17 protein-coding genes, 4 tRNA genes and 1 riboswitch are annotated in these 19,836 nt (G+C 66.5%); of the genes, 6 read left to right on the forward strand and 15 right to left on the reverse strand.

Going from position 1 to position 19,836, the window contains the following annotated elements; genetic code table 11:
- The first annotated feature begins 71 nt into the window (after positions 1-71).
- The 3 genes from ACE039_RS15205 to ACE039_RS15215 all read left to right on the forward strand — a co-directional run bounded on the left by ACE039_RS15205 (position 72) and on the right by ACE039_RS15215 (position 4,200).
- Positions 72-2,183 carry a TonB-dependent receptor domain-containing protein gene (locus tag ACE039_RS15205; RefSeq protein WP_485822726.1) on the forward strand — a complete coding sequence of 704 codons (2,112 nt, stop codon included), beginning with the start codon at positions 72-74 and terminating at the stop codon, positions 2,181-2,183.
- A gap of 116 nt (positions 2,184-2,299) precedes the next feature.
- On the forward strand, positions 2,300-3,085 hold the full coding sequence (gene otnI / locus ACE039_RS15210) for a 2-oxo-tetronate isomerase (protein WP_485822727.1): 786 nt from the start codon (positions 2,300-2,302) through the stop codon (positions 3,083-3,085).
- 134 nt (positions 3,086-3,219) lie between these two features.
- On the forward strand, positions 3,220-4,200 hold the full coding sequence (locus ACE039_RS15215; RefSeq protein ID WP_485822728.1) for a Bug family tripartite tricarboxylate transporter substrate binding protein: 981 nt from the start codon (positions 3,220-3,222) through the stop codon (positions 4,198-4,200).
- A 54-nt stretch (positions 4,201-4,254) separates the two neighbouring features.
- Here ACE039_RS15215 and ACE039_RS15220 read toward each other — a convergent pair whose 3' ends face one another.
- Entirely contained in the window at positions 4,255-5,163 is a 909-nt protein-coding gene (locus ACE039_RS15220) for an EamA family transporter (protein ID WP_313463631.1), read from the reverse strand.
- Positions 5,164-5,192: 29 nt separating this feature from the next.
- Positions 5,193-5,837: a LysE family translocator gene (locus ACE039_RS15225; RefSeq protein ID WP_485822729.1), complete on the reverse strand. Its 645-nt coding sequence runs from the start codon at positions 5,835-5,837 to the stop codon at positions 5,193-5,195.
- Between the two features lie 191 nt (positions 5,838-6,028).
- On the opposite strand from ACE039_RS15225, the gene ACE039_RS15230 reads away from it, so the two are divergent.
- On the forward strand, positions 6,029-6,499 hold the full coding sequence (locus ACE039_RS15230; RefSeq protein ID WP_105558751.1) for an Lrp/AsnC family transcriptional regulator: 471 nt from the start codon (positions 6,029-6,031) through the stop codon (positions 6,497-6,499).
- Here ACE039_RS15230 and ACE039_RS15235 read toward each other — a convergent pair.
- Entirely contained in the window at positions 6,486-7,475 is a 990-nt protein-coding gene (locus tag ACE039_RS15235) for a tripartite tricarboxylate transporter substrate binding protein (RefSeq protein WP_485822730.1), read from the reverse strand. The two genes, ACE039_RS15230 and ACE039_RS15235, sit on opposite strands and share 14 nt — an antisense overlap.
- Before the next feature lie 158 nt (positions 7,476-7,633).
- Complete coding sequence (locus tag ACE039_RS15240; RefSeq protein ID WP_448713177.1) at positions 7,634-8,557, reverse strand: LysR family transcriptional regulator; 924 nt, start codon at positions 8,555-8,557, stop codon at positions 7,634-7,636.
- Positions 8,558-8,707: 150 nt separating this feature from the next.
- Here ACE039_RS15240 and ACE039_RS15245 point away from each other — a divergent pair, with 150 nt between their 5' ends.
- Positions 8,708-9,880 carry a M20 aminoacylase family protein gene (locus tag ACE039_RS15245; RefSeq protein ID WP_485822731.1) on the forward strand — a complete coding sequence of 391 codons (1,173 nt, stop codon included), beginning with the start codon at positions 8,708-8,710 and terminating at the stop codon, positions 9,878-9,880.
- Positions 9,881-9,912: 32 nt separating this feature from the next.
- Here ACE039_RS15245 and ACE039_RS15250 read toward each other — a convergent pair whose 3' ends face one another.
- The 7 genes from ACE039_RS15250 to ACE039_RS15280 are packed head-to-tail and all read right to left on the reverse strand — an operon-like array spanning position 9,913 to position 18,356.
- Positions 9,913-12,438: a mechanosensitive ion channel domain-containing protein gene (locus tag ACE039_RS15250; RefSeq protein ID WP_485822732.1), complete on the reverse strand. Its 2,526-nt coding sequence runs from the start codon at positions 12,436-12,438 to the stop codon at positions 9,913-9,915.
- Between the two features lie 44 nt (positions 12,439-12,482).
- Positions 12,483-13,262, reverse strand: a complete 780-nt coding sequence (locus ACE039_RS15255) for a 3-oxoacyl-ACP reductase (RefSeq protein ID WP_485822733.1) — start codon at positions 13,260-13,262, stop codon at positions 12,483-12,485.
- A 1-nt stretch (position 13,263) separates the two neighbouring features.
- The gene (locus ACE039_RS15260) at positions 13,264-14,274 is read right to left on the reverse strand and encodes an ABC transporter substrate-binding protein (RefSeq protein ID WP_485822734.1); all 1,011 of its coding nucleotides are present in this window, start codon (positions 14,272-14,274) and stop codon (positions 13,264-13,266) included.
- Between the two features lie 20 nt (positions 14,275-14,294).
- Positions 14,295-15,059: an ABC transporter permease gene (locus ACE039_RS15265; RefSeq protein ID WP_448713182.1), complete on the reverse strand. Its 765-nt coding sequence runs from the start codon at positions 15,057-15,059 to the stop codon at positions 14,295-14,297.
- Positions 15,056-15,820, reverse strand: a complete 765-nt coding sequence (locus tag ACE039_RS15270) for an ABC transporter ATP-binding protein (RefSeq protein WP_448713183.1) — start codon at positions 15,818-15,820, stop codon at positions 15,056-15,058. The genes ACE039_RS15265 and ACE039_RS15270 overlap by 4 nt, the downstream gene beginning before the upstream one ends.
- Entirely contained in the window at positions 15,817-17,277 is a 1,461-nt protein-coding gene (locus tag ACE039_RS15275; protein ID WP_485822735.1) for an acyl-CoA reductase, read from the reverse strand. The genes ACE039_RS15270 and ACE039_RS15275 overlap by 4 nt, the downstream gene beginning before the upstream one ends.
- Positions 17,274-18,356, reverse strand: a complete 1,083-nt coding sequence (locus tag ACE039_RS15280; RefSeq protein WP_485822736.1) for a LuxE/PaaK family acyltransferase — start codon at positions 18,354-18,356, stop codon at positions 17,274-17,276. Before ACE039_RS15280 ends, ACE039_RS15275 begins: the two co-directional genes overlap by 4 nt.
- 69 nt (positions 18,357-18,425) lie before the next feature.
- A riboswitch (TPP riboswitch) is annotated at positions 18,426-18,517 on the reverse strand.
- A 162-nt stretch (positions 18,518-18,679) separates the two neighbouring features.
- On the opposite strand from ACE039_RS15280, the gene ACE039_RS15285 reads away from it, so the two are divergent.
- Entirely contained in the window at positions 18,680-18,985 is a 306-nt protein-coding gene (locus tag ACE039_RS15285; protein ID WP_105558740.1) for a type II toxin-antitoxin system RelB/DinJ family antitoxin, read from the forward strand.
- 156 nt (positions 18,986-19,141) lie between these two features.
- On the opposite strand, the gene ACE039_RS15290 is transcribed toward ACE039_RS15285, so the two are convergent.
- From ACE039_RS15290 to ACE039_RS15305, 4 genes are all read right to left on the reverse strand, one after another.
- A tRNA-Phe gene (locus ACE039_RS15290) sits at positions 19,142-19,217 on the reverse strand.
- A gap of 105 nt (positions 19,218-19,322) precedes the next feature.
- Positions 19,323-19,398, reverse strand: a tRNA-Phe gene (locus tag ACE039_RS15295).
- A 105-nt stretch (positions 19,399-19,503) separates the two neighbouring features.
- Positions 19,504-19,579, reverse strand: a tRNA-Phe gene (locus tag ACE039_RS15300).
- 105 nt (positions 19,580-19,684) lie between these two features.
- Positions 19,685-19,760 (reverse strand) — tRNA-Phe (locus tag ACE039_RS15305).
- Positions 19,761-19,836: the final 76 nt, after the last annotated feature.

A 19,836-nucleotide genomic window follows, 5' to 3' on the forward strand; every position in this document is an offset into this window, starting at 1 on the left:
CTTGCGGCAATCATGAAATGTTATATCATTCGTCAGTTATTTGTAATGATATAACATCCAAGAGAGCGAAGATGAAAGGCAAGAAGCTAGGGGCTAATGAGAAAAGAGCCGGGGCACAGGCGCTGCGGGCCAACCGCCGCGGCGCGTTGAAACCGCTGGTGTGTTCGTTGATGTTGATCGCGCCCGTCGCGCAGGCCGAGGCCCAGGCCGAATCCGAACGCGCCAAGACGCTGGCCCCCATCACGGTGTCCGCCAACCCGTTGGGCCTGGACTTGAACAGCACCACCTTGCCAGCCTCCGTGCTGGAGGGCGACGCGCTGATCGAACAACGCGCCGGCACCTTGGGCGACACGCTGAAGAACCTGCCGGGCGTCAATAGCGACACCTTTGGCGGCGGCGCCAGCCGTCCGGTGATCCGCGGCCAGACCGCGCCGCGCGTCAAGGTGCTGTCCGACGGGTCCGAGGTGATGGACGCGTCCAGCATTTCTCCCGATCACGCGGTGACGGTCGAGCCGATGCTGGCCGAGCGTATCGAAGTGCTGCGCGGGCCGGCCACCCTGCTGTACGGCGGCGGCGCCATCGGCGGCGTGGTGAACGTGGTGGACAAGAAGATTCCGACATACGTCCCGGAAAAGGGTATCGAGGCCGAAGCCGAATTGCGCGGCGCAACCGGCACCAAGGAGCGCGCGGGCGCCGTGGGCATCACCGCGGGCGAAGGCCAGTTCGCCGTGCGCGTGGAAGGCATGAAGCGCCGCACCAGCGACTACGACGTGCCGGATTGGCCGGGTGGAAAGTTGGCGGGTTCGTACAGCGAGTCGTCGCAAGGGTCGGTCGGCATGTCGTGGGTCACGCCGCGCGGCTACGTGGGCCTGGCGTTCACGCACCTGGAAAGCAAATACGGTCTGCCCGGCCACAACCATGAATACGAAGGCTGCCATCCGCACGGCACGCACCTGCATTGCGGCGGCCACGACCACGGCGAAGAGGAAGAAGGGCACGACCACGAGCACGAACATGAGGGCGGTGATGTGCCCTATGTGAAGCTGCGCAGCAACCGGCTGGACCTGCGCGCGGAATACCAGGACCCGTTCGCGGGCTTCGAAAAAATCCGTGTACGCGGCGGCCTGACCGACTACCAGCACGACGAGATCGAAGGCGGGCAGGTGGGCACGCGCTTCAAGAACAAGGGCTACGACCTGCGCGTGGAGCTGCAGCACAAGCCCATCGCTGGCTGGCGCGGCGTGGTGGGCGTGCAGAACGCCTACAGCGATTTCCGGGCCGAGGGGGAAGAAGCGTTCCTGCCCCGCAGCAAGACGCGCTCCAACGGCCTGTTCGTGCTGGAGGAATACCAGTTGAACGATTGGCGCTTTGAAGTGGGCGCACGCCAGGACTGGCAGCGCATTTCGCCGTCGGGCGGCGCCGCGCGCAGCAGCCTGTCGGGCACCTCGCTGTCGGCCGCGGCCATCTGGGACTTTGCGCCGCAGTACTCCGTGGCGCTGTCCTTGTCGCGTTCGCAACGCCTGCCCAATGCGCAGGAACTGTACGCGGACGGCGTTCACCTGGCCACCAACACGTACGAGCTGGGCAACGCCGACCTGGGCCGCGAAACCTCGCACAACATCGACCTGACCCTGCGCAAGCACTCGGGCGACACCACGTTTTCGGCCAGCGTGTTCCACAACCGGGTCAAGAACTACATCTACGCGAATACGCTGGACCGTTATGAAGACTTCCGCCTGATCGAATACACGCAGCGCGACGCCGAATTCACGGGCGTCGAAGGCGAGCTGCGGCACCAGTTCACCCCCGTGTTCTCGGCGGCGGTGTTCGGCGACTACGTGCGCGGCAAGCTGACGGGCGGCGACGGCAATCTGCCGCGCATTCCGGCGGCGCGCGCGGGTGTGCGCGGCAACGTGACGTGGCAGCAGTGGTCGGGCGGCGTGGAATACGCGCGCGTGTTCTCGCAAAAGGACATTGCGTCGTACGAAGACAGCACCCCGGGCTACAACCAGGTCAACGCCGTGGTCGCGTATCGCGGCCGCTACGGCGAGACGGGGTACGAAGTCTATCTACGCGGCACCAACCTGTTGAACAAGCTGGCCTACAACCATGCGTCGTTCATCTCGTCGGTGGCGCCGCTGCCGGGCCGCAGCGTGCTGCTGGGCGTGCGGATGACGTACTGATCGTCTGCTGCTGCGCGCCGGGTGCTCCGTTTCGACGGCGGGATGCCGGCGCTGGCAGCCCGAGCGGCGGGCGGTGTGCTAAGTTGCCGGAGATGCCGCCCGGCCCGGAGCCCGCCATGCTGAAATTCGCCGCCAACCTGTCGATGATGTACCCGGAACACGCGTTCCTGGACCGCTATGCCGCCGCCGCGGCGGATGGGTTCCTGGGCGTGGAATGCATGTTCCCGTACGAGGCCCCCGCGGCCTTCGTGCGCGCGCGCATGGACGCGGCCGGCGTGTCGCAAGTGCTGTTCAACGCGCCGCCCGGCGTGGTCAGCCAGGGCGAACGCGGGCTGGCGGCGCTGCCCGGCCGGCAATCGGAATTCCAGGCGGGCATCGAGCAGGCGCTGGCTTACGCAACGGCATTGTCCTGCTCGAACGTCCACGTGATGGCGGGCCTGGCGCCGGCGGACATACCGCGCGAGGCCCTGCTGGACTGCTATCGCGAGAACCTGGCCTGGGCCGCGCGTCAGGCCAGCTCGGCGGGCGTCACGGTGCTGATCGAGCCCATCAATACGCGCGACATTCCGGGCTATATCCTCAACCGCCAAGACGACGCGCATGCCATCGTGCAGGCGGTCAACGCGCCTAATCTGAAGGTGCAGATGGACCTCTACCATTGCCAGATCGTGGAAGGCGACGTCACCGCCAAGCTGCGCGAATACCTGCCCACCGGGCGGGTGGGCCACCTGCAGATCGCTGGCGTGCCGCTGCGCCACGAGCCGGACCGGGGCGAGCTTGATTACGGCTGGGTGTTCAACGTGCTGCGCGAGCTGGATTACCGAGGCTGGATTGGCTGCGAATATCGCCCTGCGGGCGACACGTCGGCCGGCCTGCGGTGGCTGTCCGCCGCCCGTGGCTGACTGCCGCGATTGCTGCCAATGCGCGATTTCCCCATGAGGGTTTCCCGGGTTGTCCTGAAATGCGCGTCGCTGTAAATATAATTAATATGTTAACTAATAAGAAGCAGTCGAACGCCATTCGAGGAGACCAGGTCATGACCACAAGCTACATCCGCCGCGCCTTGCTGGTGGCGGCGTTGACGGGGGCCGCCGCGTTTTCCGCCTCGGTTCTCGCCGCGGACTTCCCCGACCATCCGATACGTTGGCTGGTGCCGTTCAGCCCCGGCGGGGGCAGCGATATCGCCACCCGTATCGTCGCCCGGCACGTGGGCGATTCGTTGGGCCAGACGGTGGTGGTCGAAAACCGGCCTGGCGCCGCCACCATCGTCGCCGCGCAAGAAACCGCCCGTGCCGCGCCGGACGGCTATACGCTGATGACGGCGGGCATGAGCACCCTGGCCCTGAACCCCTGGCTGTACAAGGATCTGCCTTACGATCCGGCCAGGAACCTGACGCCGGTATCGACGCTGGTGGCGCTGCCCATCGTGCTGGTGGTCTCGCCCGATTCCGGCCTGGCCGACCTGCCGGCCGTGATGGCCTACCTGCGTAGCCCCAAACCGGGCAGCTATGCCTCGTTGGGCGTGGGCAGCCCCCACCATCTGGCCATGGAACTGTTCCTGGAATCGTTCGGCGGTCAGGCGACGGCCATTCCCTACAAGGGCACGCCGCCCGCCTTGCAGGACGTCGCCTCCGGCGTGGTGCCGATGATGATGGCCGACCTGGCTGCCGCCCGGCCGTTGATCCAGGCGGGCAAGCTGCGTGCCATCGCGGTGCCGTCGGCACGGCGGTCGGCGCAACTGCCGGACGTGCCTACCTTCGCGGAAGCAGGCGGGCATGTGTTTGAAGCGGCGGCGTGGCAAGGCGTGGTGGCGCCGGCTGGCACGCCAGCGCCCATTGTCGAAAAACTTAGCCGCGCCATCGTCGCGGCGCTGCAATCGCCCGACGTGATCAAGCAATTGACGCTGCAAGGCATGGAGCCCACCGGCAGCACGCCGCAGGCATTCGCTGCCTATGCCGGCGAGGAATACAAGCGCTGGGGCGCGGTGATCCGCCACAAAGGCATTTCGGCGGAATAAGCCGCAGCAAGCCGGGGCCGGGGCCGGGCCCGGGTCTGGTGCCTTCGGCCCGGCTTAGTCCGGAGCCGGCGGGGCAGGCAGCTTGCGGGTGCGCTGCGCGGTCGCGGCGCAACCCGCGGATGCCAGGATGATCCCGCAGATGGCCAGCCACTGCGTTTGGGTCAGGTGTTCATTCAGCACGATCACGCCGGCCAACGCGCCCATCGCGGGTTCCATGCTGAGCAGCACGCCGAAGGTTTTCTGCGGCAAACGCCGCAACGCCACCATTTCCAATGAATACGGCAGCGCGCTGGACAGGATGCCTACGCCGATGCCGGCCAGGATCAGCTTGGGGTCAAGCAAGGCCATGCCCGCATGGGCCGCGCCCACGGGCAGGGCGACCATCGTCGCCGCCAGCAGGCCCAGCGACGTCGCCTGCCCGCCGTGCACATTGCCGGCCATCTTGCCGAAGATGATGTAGAGCGCCCAGCAGACCGCGGCGGCCAGCGCGTAGGCGATGCCGGTCGGGTCCAGGTCATGGATGGATTGCCCGGTGGGGATCAGCAGCACCAGTCCGGCCAGCGCGCAGGCGATCCAGACGAAATCGATCGCGCGCCGCGACAGCACCACCGCTAGCGTTAGCGGCCCGGTGAATTCAATGGCGATCGCCACGCCCAGCGGCAGCGTGCGCAGCGCCATGTAGAACAGCAGGTTCATGCAGGCCAGCGTGACGCCGTACAACGCGATCTTGGCGGCGTTCTGGCGGGTCAGCGGAAAGCGCCACGGGCGCCAGAACGCGATCAGGATGATTGCCCCGATGACGATGCGGTAGGCCGTCGTGCCCTGGGCGCCTACTTCGGGAAACAGCGACTTGGCGAACGACGTGCCAATGCACAGCGAGGCCATGGCGCCAATCAGCGACAGGGTGGGAAGCAGGGTGGAGGCCGAGGCGTTGTGCCCGGTATTCAGCGTGGCGGCGGTCATGGAAGCGGCGTGAGGCGAAAAGCGGGGAATCAGGGGGTTGGGTTCGCGGCGGTGGAGTAAAGCACAAACAGGGCCAGGCCGACCATGATGGCGCCCAGCAAGCCTTGCTGCATCCGCAGGAACCACGGATTGCGCCCGACCCAGCCGCGGATGCGCGACGCGCCATAGGCGAAGAAGCTGCCGTAGGGCAGGCTCAGCACCTTCATCGTGATGCCCAGCACCAACATCTGGAGCCAGACCGGCCCGTTGTCCGGGGTCGTGAACTGCGGCAGGAACGCGATCATGAACAGCAACACCTTCGGGTTCAGCAGGTTCGTCAAGAACCCTTGCCAGAAGGCGTCGCGGGCGTCGCCCGGCCGGGCGCTCAAGGACACGTCGGCCGACTGTGCGCAGCGGATGATCGCCTTGATGCCCAGATAGCCCAGGTACAGGCCGCCCGCCGCCTTGATGCCCACGAACAACGCGGGAAAGGCGCGCAGCACCGACGCCAGGCCCAGCACCACGGCGGGCACCTGGATGAAGCCGGCCGCCACATTGCCCAACACGCTATGGAAGGCGGGCCGGAATCCTTGCGTCATTCCGCGTGACAGCGTCAGCGCCATGTCCGGGCCGGGCGTGAGTTTGAGCGCCGCGTCGGCGGCGAGGAAAAGCAGGAAAAGCTGGAGTGAGGGCATTGCGGGATACGGCTGGAAATCCCGCGTGGCGGGTGGCAGGCTCCCAGTGTAAGCAAGGCGGCTGATGAATTCCTGCGTCAGGCCGGGCTGAAATGAAGTTTCCCGTCGAAATGGGGCCAGGTTCCGTCGCCGCCAGGATTAGAATCTGGCGATGGCCCCCTTCGGCCGGATACCCTGCGTTCCGAGACCCCATGGAACTAGACGATTTCGACCTTCAAATCCTGCAAAGCCTGCAGGAAGACAACCAGCGCACCAGCCAGGACGTCGCCCAGCGCGTGAACCTGTCGCCGGTGTCCTGCCTGCGCCGCATGAAGCGGCTGCGCGAATCCAACGTGGTCACTGCCGACGTGTCGGTGGTGGACCCCGCCGCCGTAGGCCGCGGCATCATGATGGTGGTGCTGGTGTCGCTGGAAAGCGAACGCGCCGACAAGCTTGATCAGTTCAAGCGCGCGATGCAGGGCGCGCCCGAGATCATGCAGTGCCTCTCGGTCACGGGCGAGGTCGATTTCGTGCTGACGCTGACCATGTCCGACATGGCCGAATACGAAGTTTTCGCCCAGCGCCATTTCTGGGGCAACCCGAACGTCAAGCGCTTCTCCACGCTGGTGGTGATGAACCGCGTGAAGAACGGCTTGACGGTGCCCGTGGCTACATCGGCTTGAGGCCCAGCGCCTGGATCATTTCCTGATATTTGGCGACTTGCGCCACCGCATAGGCGTCGGCGTCCTGCTGGCTCATGGGCGGTAGCAGCAAACGGCCTTCCGCTTCCATCCGCTCGCGCAGTTCGGGTTGCAAAAGCGCATAACCGACGGCGCGACGCAGGGTGTTCACGGCCGGCGCCGGCGTGTCCTGGCGCACGTAGTAGCCGCCCGCGATCGTGTAGACGAAGTCCGGGATGGTCTGGCTTTGCGAGATCCGCGGCAGTTTGGCCAGCGGCGCGGGCAAGGTGTCGGAAAAGCTGGTCAGGATCTTCAGCTGCTGCTGCGCCGCCATGCCCTCCATCGCCTGCTGGTACGGCAGGACCGCGAAATCGACCTGGCGGCCAATCAGGTCCTGCAAGGCGGGCGCCGCGCCGCGGTACGGCACATGCAGGAATTCAGCGCCCACGCGCCGTCCCAGGTACTCGGTCATGATGTGATAAAGCGACCCCACGCCGACGCTGCCGAAGGTCAGGGGCTTGGCCCCGGGGCGCTTGGCGTAGGCGATGAAGTCGTCGACGTTCGAGACGGGCAGGTCGGCGCGCGCCAGCAGCACGATGGTGGCTTCGCTGATGGGTTGGGTTAGCCGGAAATCCTCGGGCTTGTAGCGCGCCGCGCTGTTCAGGAACGGGCTCAGGATGACCTCGTTGGCGGAACCGTGCAGGAAGGTGTAGCCGTCGGGCGGGCTGGTCAGCACGCGGCGCGCGCCCAGCATGCCGGCGCCGCCGCCCACGTTTTCCACGACGACCTGCTGTTTCAGCGCATGGGCGATGTGCACGCCGAACTGCCGTGCCGAGGCATCGCTGGCGCCGCCGGCCGGATAGGGCACGATCAGGCTCAGGGGCTTTTCGGCGGGGTACTCCGCGGCATTCGCCAGCGGGGCGGCGGCGCAGGCCGCCAGGCAAATGGCGGCCGCCCGGGCCGGTAGGTTCCAACGCATGCTGCTTCTCCCTTGTCTTCGCTGTTTTAGGGCGTTCCGGATTTCCGGACGGCTCCATGCAGTCTAGGCAGCGGCGTTTGCCCGCATCAATGTCGGGCGGCGGGTCGGATCATTGTGATTTCCGCAACGATGCGCGGGTCGGCCGGCATGCGGACGCGTCAGACGCGCCGGGCTTCCAGCGCGGGAAACGTCTTCAGGATGTGGCGCAACATGCTGGCCGTCGCGGGCGGCAGGTGGCGGCCGGCCAGGCTGATGACATGGGTGCGGCTGTTGTTCAGGATCGGGTTGGCCAGCGGCAGTGACACCATCTGGCGGAACTGCGCGCCCTTGAGCGGCATGGACAGCGGGTTCACGACATAGCCCAGCCCCTGGCTGGCGAACTCCCACAGGATCTTGAACGAGTTGGTCAGCAGCGCGGGTTTGAGTTTGACGTTTTCGTCCAGCTCCGCCGCCTGGATGTGCTGACGCACGCCGAACGATTCGTCCATCGCGGCCCAGCCGTAGGGCGCCAGGTCCGACAGCCGCAGGGCCCGGCGCGTACGGGCCAGGGGATGGCCCTTGTGCACGTGGACGCGCATGGGGGCGGCGCGCGAATAGTGCGAGCGCAATCGCACGTCGTTGGGCGGCTGGAAGGCCAGCGCGATCTGCGCGCGCTCTTCCACGATGCAACGCACGGTTTCGTTGGTGCCCGCGACATGGATGCTGTAGGTGATGTCGGGATGCTCGCGCACGAACGACAGCAGCACGGGTTCAAGCAGCATGTCGACGAAACCCTCGCCCAGCGCCAGTTCCACATGGCCGCGAGTCGCGCTTTTCAGGTTGTTGACCTCGGCCTGGAAGGATTCGTTCAAGTCTTGCTGCCGGCGCGCGAACAACGCCACCAGCCGGCCGGCATCGGTGGGCACGACGCCGCGGCCGCGGCGTTCCAGCAAGGTCAGCCCGGTGTCCGATTCCAGCCGCGCGATGGCGCGGCTGATGGCCGACGGATCGGTATTCAACTGGTCGGCCGCGGCGCGCAAGGTGCCGGTCTCGATGACTTGCAGCAGACATAGCGTCCGCTTGAATTCCAGGACATCTTCCATCAAGGCGCTTCCTTGCCGCGGTGTTGGCTTAGGGGGATCGTTGCAAAAACCGCATCGATAAGCGCGGATCATTGCTATCGGCTTTGTACCCGGGGCTGTCTATAGTTGATAGCCGTATTTCCCCCAAGCCTGTCCTACGGAGACCGCCCCATGACCCTCGTCGAATCGCCCGTCAGCCCTGACTTGCTGCGTCAAATGCGCGAATGGCGCCGCGATCTGCACGCGCATCCTGAAACCGCGTTCTGTGAATTCCGCACGGCCGACCTGGTGGCCCGCGAACTGGAACGAGCCGGTGCCGTCGTGCATCGCGGGCTGGGCCAGACCGGCGTGGTGGGCACGATGGCGCGGGGCGCGGGGCCGGTGATCGGCCTGCGCGCCGACATGGACGCGCTGGACATGCAAGAGCTGGGCGATGCCTCGCACCGGTCCACCATCGCCGGCAAGATGCATGGCTGCGGCCACGACGGCCACACCGCGATGCTGCTGGGCGCGGCCCATCATCTGGCCAGCGATCCCGGCTGGCGGGGCACCCTGCATTTCATCTTCCAGCCCGCCGAAGAGCATGCGGGCGGCGGCCTGGCGATGGTGCGCGACGGGCTCTTCGACCTATTCCCGTGCGATGCGGTCTTCGCGCTGCACAACTCGCCCAACCTGCCGTTCGGCACGGTGGCGACCCGCGTGGGCACGGTGATGGCCAATTGCGATACCTACGAGATCACGGTGACCGGCAAGGGCTGCCACGCGGCCCAGCCGGAACATGGCGTGGACCCCATCGTGGCGGCGGCGCAGCTGGTCGTGGCCATGCAGACCATCGTCAGCCGGAATGTGAAGCCCACCGACGCGTTGGCCCTGAGCATCACGCAGATCCATGCCGGCGATACCTGGAACGTGGTGCCCAACAGCGTGCAGCTGCGGGGCAGTTGCCGCACGTTGACGGCCGCCACGCGCGAACTGGCCGAGCGCCGGCTGCGCGAGGTGTGCGCGGGCGTGGCCGTGACCTCGGGCGCGTCGATCGACGTGCAGGTGTTCCGCGGTTATCCGGCCTGCGTCAACACCGGCCCCGAAGTGCAACTGGCCGCCCGGGCCGCCTCGCGAGTGGTGGGGGCGGAACAGGTGGACACGGCGTGCACGCCGCGCATGGGCTCGGAAGATTTTGCGTACATGCTGGAGCAGCGGCCGGGCGCCTATGTGTTCGTCGGCGCGGCGCGCCCGGGGCTCGACAATCCGCCTGTGCATAACCCGTACTACGATTTCAACGACGACATTCTGCCGCTGGGCGCGCATTACTGGGTCGAGTTGGTGAAAGAGGCAATGCCGGCGTAGGTTGCCCCGGCGCTGTTGCCGCCGTCGGCGGTTCAGCCCGGCGCCGGCTCTTCGGGTTGCGGATGCCGCGCCGCCAGAATGGCGCCGGCGTCGCCGGAAATGCTGCGCAGATGCAGGTCGCGTTGCGGGAACGGGATGTCGATGCCGGCCTGCTTCAACGCGCTGTACATGCCCGTCAGCATGTCGCTGCGGATATCGATCCACCGGTCGAAATCAGTGGTCCAGGCGCGCAGGCTGAAGTCCAGCGCGCTGGTTCCGAACCCCATGAACAGCACGACCGGGGCGGGGTCGGCCTCAATGCCCGGCGTCTGCCGCGCCACGTTCGCCAGCACTGTGATGACCTCGCGCGGGTCCGAACCGTAGGCCACGCCGATACCGACTTCGATGCGCCGGCTGCGGTCCAGCATCGTCCAGTTGGTCAGCTTTTCGGATAGCAGCGTGCCGTTCGGCACGATGACGTCGGCGCCTTCGAAAGTCTTGATCCGCGTGGCCCGCATGCCGATGTCGCGCACCTGCCCGGACGTGCCGCTGATGTCCACCACGTCGCCGGGTTGGATGGGGCGTTCGAACATCAGGATCAGCCCCGACACGAAGTTGTTCACGACACCTTGCAGCCCGAAGCCGATGCCCACGCCCAGCGCGCCGAACACGATGGTCAACTGGCTGGTCTGGAAGCCCGCGGCCGACAGCGCGATGCCCAGGCCCAGCAGCAGCACCAGGTAGTACGTCAGCGACGCGATGCTGTTGCCTACGCCGCGCGGCAGCGCCATGCGGGTCAGCACCTCGTCGTGCAGCACAAGGCGTATCGTGCGCGCCGCCCAGAACGCGATCACCACCGAGATCAGGAACACCAGGACGTTGCCCAGGCTGATCGAGATCTCGCCCACCGCCAGCGTGTAGGAAAGCACTTCGGCCACGAACGCATAGGTGGCGCGCAGGATGCGGAAGCGGTCCATGGCGTAGAGCGCCCAGCCCGCAGCGGCGCCTGCCGTCAACAGGCGGATCAGCAACTGCACCAGGGGCGGCGCATGGTCGCGCGCCAGCCGGAAGCGCGAGATCCCCTGGCGCGCCAGCAGCAGTTGCAGCAGCGTGATGATGACGGTCACGCCGGCGTACAGCACCAGCCCGAAGTAGCCGCTGCCGATGACGGCGCTGGTCAGCATTTCCGCCAGGGACACATTGCCGAACAGGTTGGCGGCCAGCGACACGCACAGCAACGCGGCGGCGCCCCAGGCAATGGCCCGCAGGGCGCGCCCCAGCGGCGTCGACGCGGTAGGCGTCAGGCGGTGGACGCGGCGCATCAGCCACAAGATGGCGGCCAGCGCGCACACCGTCAGCGCCACGGTGGAAATCCGGTAGAACAGCGTGTTGGCCAGGAACAGGAAGCCCAGCCGTTCGGCCAGGAACAGCGCGGTGATCACGGGCGGCCAGTAATCCATCTGCCGGCGGGCGGATGGTGGCAGCAGCCGCAGCACGGGCACGGCCGCCAACACCAGCGCAACCTGCTGCACCATCAGCGGCGCATCCGGCTCCAGGGCCAGCACGCCCAGCATCGACAGCAGCAGCCACGTGGATAGCGGGCGGCCCAGCACGCCGGCGGCGGTTTCACTCATCACGCCTGCGCGGATCGCGTCGCGGCTCTTTCGGGCCAGCCACAGCAATAGCGGCAGCAGCAGCACTTGCAGCACGCGCAGGGCGCGCTGATTGCCGCTGTCGGCCGCGCCGTAGTCCCGCGCGAAACGCACCTCGATCTCCAGGCCGGTCCGCAGCAGGGCCATGGTGTTTTCGCCTGCTTTCTGCGTCCCGCCCAAGGCCCACAGCGGCGGCGAGTCCACGCGCATCAGGCGGGCGTCGATGTAGTCGATCGCGTCGGCCACCGAGCGCTGGCCGGTCTTGATCCGTTCTTCGACGGCGTTGGCGCGTTGTTCCAGTTCGACCTGGCGGGAGAGGGGGCCGGACAACGCCTGCCCGGCAGCGCTCAACTGCGCCAGGACTGCATCCACGCGGTCGGCCAGGGCGGGTGGCAGGCTGGCGGCGTCGGGGGCGTCCTTGACGGCCTGCCAGGCGACCCGGCGGCGGAACAGATCGGCGGCGTCGTTGGCGTACCAGGACGTGGCCTGCCGCAGGTCGGCATGCCAACGCGCCAGTCGGCGTGCGTCGAAGAGCCAATGCCGTTCCAGGCTTTCCACCCGCATGATGGGCAGGGTGCGCAACTGGGCCGGCTGGAATTCATAAAGCTTTTCGTCGACGGACTGGGCGATGGCGTCCAGCGCGGGCGTGAGCGCGGTGCCCGGATCGGCCGCCGCCACGCGTTGCAGCACCCCTTCGGCGTAGCGCATGTCGGTATCCGCCCGCAGGGGGATGTCCGCGATCTGGATGACGGGGGGCGGCGCCTGCGCGGGAGCGGGCGGTGCCGACGCGGCCTGCGTGCTTGCCTGCGCAGGCAGCCCCAGGAGCAGGGCAAAGAGCACCGCAAAGAGCAGCCCAAGGAACAGCCTGGGAAACAGGCTGAAAAGCGATCCGAACAGGCCATGAAGGATTCGTGCTCGGACGCGCATGTCGCGACTCCGTTGGGATGCGGCGAACCGGGGTGCTACCCACTCTAGCGCATCACCAGTCCGCCGTCCACGAACAGCACTTGGCCGGTCATGAATCCGCTCCAGTCGGACGCCAGGAACAGCACCGGGCCGGCGATGTCTTCGGGCCGCGCGATGCGCCGCAGCGGCGTGGCGGCGGCCAGTTGTTCGCGGAACGATTCCTGGGCGGCGCCGCTGGCTTGGGTCGGGTAGACCAAGCCGGGGGCGACGCAGTTGACCCGTATCCCGAAAGGGCCCAGTTCCGACGCCAGGTTGCGGCTGAACGCCACCAGGGCGGCCTTGGCCGTGGTGTAGTCGTGATACGGCACCACCGGCTGCTCGACCAGGTTGGTGGCGATGTTGACGATGCAGCCTTGCGCGCGCTGCTTGAAATGCGGCAGCGCGGCGCGGCAGACGTTGAACGCCGCGCCGACCGCGCCGTCGAATTGCGATTGATAGTCCTGCCAGGCGATGTCGTCGAATGCCGTCCGCTGGCGCGGATTGAAGGCGTAATGCCGCAAGGCATTGTTGACGACCACATCCAGCCGGCCGGCGTCCTGCACGATACCGTCAACCATGCCGCGCACCGCTTCCGGTGAACCGACGTCAGCCTGCACAGCCCAGGCGTCGCCGCCGGCGGCCTGGCATTGCGCCACTACGGCCTCGGCCGCGTCGGCACTGCTCAGGTAATTGACGACCACCGTCGCGCCTTCCCGCGCAAAGCCGCGCGCGATCTCGGCGCCAATGCCACGGCTGGCGCCGGTCACTAGCACCACCTTGCCTGCGAACTTCAGGGCAGCGTTCATGTCAGGCCGCCGGCAGCAGGCTGGCGTCCACGGCAGCCGCCACGTCAATGCGCTGTTGCACCAGGCCCAGCGCTCGGTAGACATCGGCCGCCTTCTGCAGCGAGTCCAGATCGATCGTGCCCAGCGGGCGTCCGCCCGAGGCAATCGACGCGGCATTGCGCAGCTTGATCACTTCCAGGTTGATGGCGCGGTCGGTGCCGTCGATGGCGCGCTTGCCGGCCAGCGTGGCGGCTTCCTTCGGTTGGGCGATCATCCACGCGGCGCTGTCGCGGTAAGCCTTCAGGAAGGACCGCAGCAGCGCCTGCTTGGGTTGGAGAGTCTGCTCGCGCACCACGAACAGGTCGCTGGACACGTTAAGCGTGTCGGCCACGTTCATCACGTTGACGTCGCCCAGGCCGCGCCGGCGCCCCACCAGCAGCCCGGTGTCGGTGGCCGCGGTGGCGTCGACCTGGCCTTGTAGCAGGGGGGCGAAATTCAGTACGCCGGTCACCACGATTTCAACGTCCGCTTCGGTCAGGCCCGCCTGGTGCAGCAGCACCAGCAGGTTCTGGCGCGTGCCGCTGGCCAGGCTGTAGACACCGATGCGTTTGCCTTTCAAGTCCGCCGGGCGCGTGATGCCGGCCGACTTCAGCGACACCACGTTGAAGACGTTCCGCGGATAGATGTCGTAGATGGCCCGCAGCTTTTCGCCCTTGTCCAAGGCCATGAAGAACGAACCGGGGTCGGTGAACGCCACGTCGGCCTGGCCGCTGAGGATATTGCGGATCGCGTCGCCGCCACCCGCGCCCGGCAGGTAGACCAGTTCCACACCTTGCGCCTTGAAGAAGCCTTTGTCGGGTTCGGCCAGGATGTTGGTGATTTCGCTGATGGGCTTGCTCCAGCCGGCCAGCGTGATCCTGCCGGACGCAGCGGTTTGGGCGTTTTGCGCGCGCGCGGCCAGCGGCGCCAAAGACGCCGCGGCAAGGCTCGCGGCCGCAGCCAGCAGCGTGCGGCGGGTAGGGGACGGGAGCATGGGAAGAGTCCTGGAAAATGTCATGAATGATCGGCGTAGGGGCGCAGCAGCCGCCGCTCCAGCATCAGCGTGGCCTGATAGCCCAGCAATCCGATGGCAGCGATGGCGGTCAGCGCGGCGAACATGAGGGGCGTGTCCATCATGCCCTGCGCGGCGATGATGACGGCGCCCAGCCCGCGGCTGGCGCCGATGAATTCGCCTACCACGGCGCCTACCAGCGCCAGCACCAGCGCCACGCGCAAGCCGGCCAGAATGCCCGGCAGGCCCGCAGGCAGCTTCAGGCGCAGCAAGGTCTGCCCGCGCGAGGCGCCCAGCATGCGGAACAGTTGCAGACGGTTCGGATCCACCTGCCGCAGACTGGTCAACGTGTTTTCCATCAAGGGAAAGAAGCAGATCAGGGCGGTCATGACGACCGTGGGCGCCATGCCGAACCCGAACCACAGCACGAATAGCGGGGCCAGCGCCAGCTTGGGGACCACCTGGCTGACAATGACGTAGGGCTTGAGCACGCGGTCCAGCAGGGCCGACTCGGCCAGCGCCACGCCCATCGCCAGACCGGCCGCGCCACCCAGCGCCAGGCCCAGCAGCATCTCGGCAAGCGTCGCGCCGATGTGCGGCCATAGGTAGCCGGTGGCAAGGCTGGTCCACAACGTCTTGGCCACGACGGAAGGGGCGGGCAGCACCAGTGCGGAGATGCCCGCTTGCCGCACGGTCGCTTCCCAGGCGCCCACCAGCACCGCAAGCATGGCCCACGCAAGCAGGCGGGAATGGAAAGCCTGTTTCATGGGCGCGCCCCGTTCATGAATCCGAACACCTGCGCGCAATGCGCGTTGAAGGCGGCGCCATGCCGCATCGACTGCGTGCGCGGCGCGGGCAGGTCGACGTGCACGTCGGCCACCATGCGCCCCTGATGCATGACCGCGACGCGGTCGCCCAGGTACACGGCCTCGCCGATGTCATGCGTGACGAACAGCACGGTCGTCTTGCGCAGGCGGCACATTCGGATCAAGTCGTCCTGCAGCTCGCCGCGCGTGATCGCGTCGAGCGCGGCGAAGGGCTCATCCAATAGCAGCAGGGCCGGCCGAAGGATCAACGCGCGCGCCAGCGCTACCCGGCTTTGCTGGCCGCCGGACAGTTGCCGGGGGTAATGCCGCGCGTGATCGGACAAGCCCAGCATCGCCAGCAGTTCGTGCGCATGGTCGATGTCGTTCGTGGATGGCCGGCGTTGCAGCGACACGGGCAGCAGCACGTTGTCGATGACGCGGCGCCATTCCAGCAGCGTGGGCGCTTGGAAAACATACCCCAGTTGCGGGCCAGGCACGGCAGGCGTGCCGTCCCACAGCCGAACGCGGCCGGACTGCGGCGTCAGCAGGCCCGCGGCCAGCTTGAGCAGCGTCGTCTTGCCGCAGCCGCTGCGGCCGACCAGGCAATGGAATCCGCCCGCCGCAAGCCGCCAGTCGATACCGTCGACGATGGCCGGCCTGCCGGGGTAGGTGTAGACGACCCGGTCGATGTCCAGGAAGGGCGCGGACGGATCGGCGTTCATGGCTCGTAGCGCGCGAACGGTTCGGCTGCGGCTTCGGCGGACAGCTCGATCTCGGCCATGCGAACCAGGTCCAGCAAATTGAAACGGCCATCGTGGTGCCAGCCGGCTTCCGGCATGCTCATCGCGCCGATGGCGCTGATGCGCGTGACGCCCGCCGCGCCCAGTTGCTCGGCCAGCCGGTACAGCTCTTCCGGCGTGGCGGCAACGCCGGCGGTTTGCAGGAATTCGCGACGGGCCTCCACCAGCGGCGCCACGTCATCCAGCGCATCGATGCCGGCTACCGTGATGCTGCGCTGCAGGGCCGTCGGCGTCAGCGACGCCGCATCGTCGGCGTAGGCCACGCTCCAGGGCGCGGCGGGGTCGCCGATCAGGGCATCCGCGCCGTCCGGCGACAGCGCCCATTCGATCGACTGGCGCCACTTCGCCACGGCGGCCGATTCTTCCAATTCCAGCGCGCGGCGCGGAAAGCGCCGCTGCAGGTTCGACAGCTCGCCCGCCACATAGCCGGCGAAGTCGCGCGGCGAGACCGGGCCGCCACGCTGCACATAGAAGACATGCGGGGAATAACAGCCCTGCTGGTCATAGCGCATCACGTCCCACGCGGCGCGGCGGGCCAGCGCGGGCGCCTTCTGGGCATCCAGCGCCATCGCGCTGACCACGCCGAAACCCAGTTTGTGGCCGTGGGCCAAAAAACGCGTCGTGACGGGCAGGCGGCGTTGAATGGCGTGCAGCGCGTCATTGCCGCCATACGCCACCACCGTGTCGGCCTGGGCGTAGAGCGCCGACGCGTCGTCGCCGCCGGCGCCGCGCCCCCACACCACGGCCAGGCAATCGGCCAGCGGCGGATGAACTTCCGCCAGCAGCCGCGCGAACCAGCCCGCGAACAGCGGTTCGGCGCTGGGCAGCTTGCCGATATTTCCCGCCTTCACCAGCAGGCCGCAGACCAGGCTCCATAGCGCCAGCGCGGGCACATTGCCGGCCCAGCTGTGCGCAAGCAGCTGCGGACCGTAGGCACGCACGGCGCCGCCCTTGGCCGCAGGCTGAAAACCGTCCAGCACCTTGGGGTTGGCAAAATCTTCGGCCACGAAGCGATGCAGCTGCGGGGCGCGAAAGGTCTTGAAAAAACCGGTCAGCCCCAGCCGCACCATCTCGGCGTCGTAGCCGCTGACGATCGGCAGCAGCGCGTCGGCCTGCCGTCGATACGGGTCGTTCGGATCCAGCAGGCGAGCGATGGCGCGGTCGATGACGGCGATGATTTCCGACACCGTCATCGTCTTCAGATGCTGCGCGCTGGCGTGCTTGACGCGCTGCGCCAGCGCCTGCATCTGCGGCGCGGACAACACCGGCACCGCGACGTCCACGCGCTGGCCGTCTTGCTCGAACGGCAGGACTTGCCACTGGACATCGGCCGCGGCCATTCCCGGCAAGTATCCCGCTTCGACCCACACGGTCTTCATGGCGTGGCCGACCGGATGAACTCTTCCACCGCCAGCGAACACCCCTTGGCCTGCGCGCCCTCGGCGCGGCCCAGCAGCAAGAAGCCGCCGTCGGCCGGCAGCCCGACGTCTTCCGTCAGGATGGTGTTGACCGAATTGAAGTTGCCCAGGTCGCAGTGCGCCAGGATGCCGCGTTCGCCGGCCGGCACCGTGTGGCCGGTGGCCGGATCCACCAGGCGCGAACGGATCCAGTGCGGGCCCGACTTGACCGACGGCACGACGGCATTGCCGTCATCGTAGAACTGCGTGCTGAGTTCCGTCATGCCGTACATGTTGATGCACAGCGTGCGCGGCACGCCCAGCAGCGCCGAGAGTTCCGAATAGAAGGTGTCCAGCGGCAATTCACGCGACTGGCCCTTGTAGCCGCCGGTATCCAGGATGCGGCTGCCCGGCGGCAGGCGGAACGAGCGGCCTTCCTTGCGCAACGCGTCGATCACATGCACGAAGCTGAAACTGGCGCCCAGCAGCGCATAGGGCTCGCCCCGGCGCTCGGCCTCTTCCAGCCGGCGCCACAGGCCGTCCAGATCGATGCCCTGCGCCGACATGAAATAGCGGCTGTCTTCCGTGCCGAACGCGGACTTCGCCAGCGCCAGATAATGCGCCAGCGACGAATTGGGCATCTCGATTTCGTCGGGGAACAAAATGCCCATCGGCAAGCGCGCCGTGCCCCGCATGACGCGCTGGGCGAAATTGCGGGTCATGGACAGGTCATAGACGTCCAGATGCGGATGAAAGTGGCGCCCGCGCATATCCGCGCGCGTCGTGCCGCTGGTCATGAACACGCGCTCGTCGGACCGCGGCGCTTCACAACGCAGTTCCATCGCCTTGAAGGCGTCGATCGGCACCGCCGGAATATCGCTCCACGTCTTCACGTTGCGCACGGTCACGCCGCGGCGCTGGCAGAAGCTGCGATAGGGCGCGCTGGCCCCGTACTGATAGGCGAAAAGCCGCAGCGCAAGCTGATCGAACTGTTCGTCGGTGCAGCCGTCCTGGGCAATGAATTCGAGTAGGTCCGCGACCGGCGGGGCGACGTTGTTCATGGGCGTTCGTTGATTCCAGTACAAGGAAGCTCCGAAGCCCGCCTGCACAAGCGGCGCATCGGCGCGGCCTGGCAAGGCGAATGCTCTTCTTACGCCGGCATGAACCGGGTCAAGTTCGCGGGTCTGAATCTCAGCACTGGCGTGCACCCCGGAGCAGGGGAGATTTTACCCTGCAATGGGTTTACGTCCGTCTGGCCCGCAATTTCATGAGTTCGCGCCAAAAGTCCGCGAGGGCTTCGAGCAGGGCAGGCGATGATGGTTTTGTGTAATTCAATTGAATTACAATCGAGCGGTCCCAAGTTCATTCCAATAGGAGGCCTGTCATGCCTGCCACTGCCCTGGTTCAAACCCGCATCGACCCGGTCCTGAAAGAACGCGCGACGGTAGTCCTAAACAACATGGGGCTCACCGTGTCGGACGCCGTGCGTATTCTCTTGACCCGCGTGGCCAACGAAGGCGCGCTGCCGTTCAATTTTGCCGTGGACCCCGCCGCGCATGACGCTTGGTTTCGTGCCAAAGTGCAGGAAGCCTTGAGCGACACGCGCCCGGCCGTGCCCAACGAAGAGGCTTCAGCCCATTTTGCCAAACGCCGCGCCGCCGCCCTGCGCAAGGCTGAGGGCAAGGCGTGAGGGTTGAGTGGTCAGCGTTCGCGATGGAAGACCGCGACAGGATTTTCGACTACATCGAATGTAAAGGGACGCGTTGAGGCCTCGACGAGGAGGCATATCGTCTACGGCGCTGATTTTCAGCGTTTTGGTGCGGGGGAGTTTGCTGCAAGATGGGGGTGGTGGCCTGGGGCGGAATCGAACCACCGACACAAGGATTTTCAATCCTCTGCTCTACCGACTGAGCTACCAGGCCAATACCTGAACAGGTACGCTTTGCAAAAAGCCCAGCGCGGGGCTGGGCTTTTTTTGGGGTTTGGTATTGGCTGCCTGTTGGCTACCGCAACCCCAATAATTCTTTTGGTGGCCTGGGGCGGAATCGAACCACCGACACAAGGATTTTCAATCCTCTGCTCTACCGACTGAGCTACCAGGCCAATACCTGAACAGGTACGCTTTGCAAAAAGCCCAGCGCGGGGCTGGGCTTTTTTTGGGGTTTGGTATTGGCTGCCTGTTGGCTACCGCAACCCCAATAATTCTTTTGGTGGCCTGGGGCGGAATCGAACCACCGACACAAGGATTTTCAATCCTCTGCTCTACCGACTGAGCTACCAGGCCAATACCTGAACAGGTACGCTTTGCAAAAAGCCCAGCGCGGGGCTGGGCTTTTTTTGGGGTTTGGTATTGGCTGCCTGTTGGCTACCGCAACCCCAATAATTCTTTTGGTGGCCTGGGGCGGAATCGAACCACCGACACAAGGATTTTCAATCCTCTGCTCTACCGACTGAGCTACCAGGCCAACGAAGTCCGCAACTATACACAAATTTCTGGCCGTGCGCCAGCCAGCGCGGAAAAATCCTCCATCCCTTTTGGCA

It is taken from the genome of Achromobacter maghribensis (assembly GCF_057334215.1).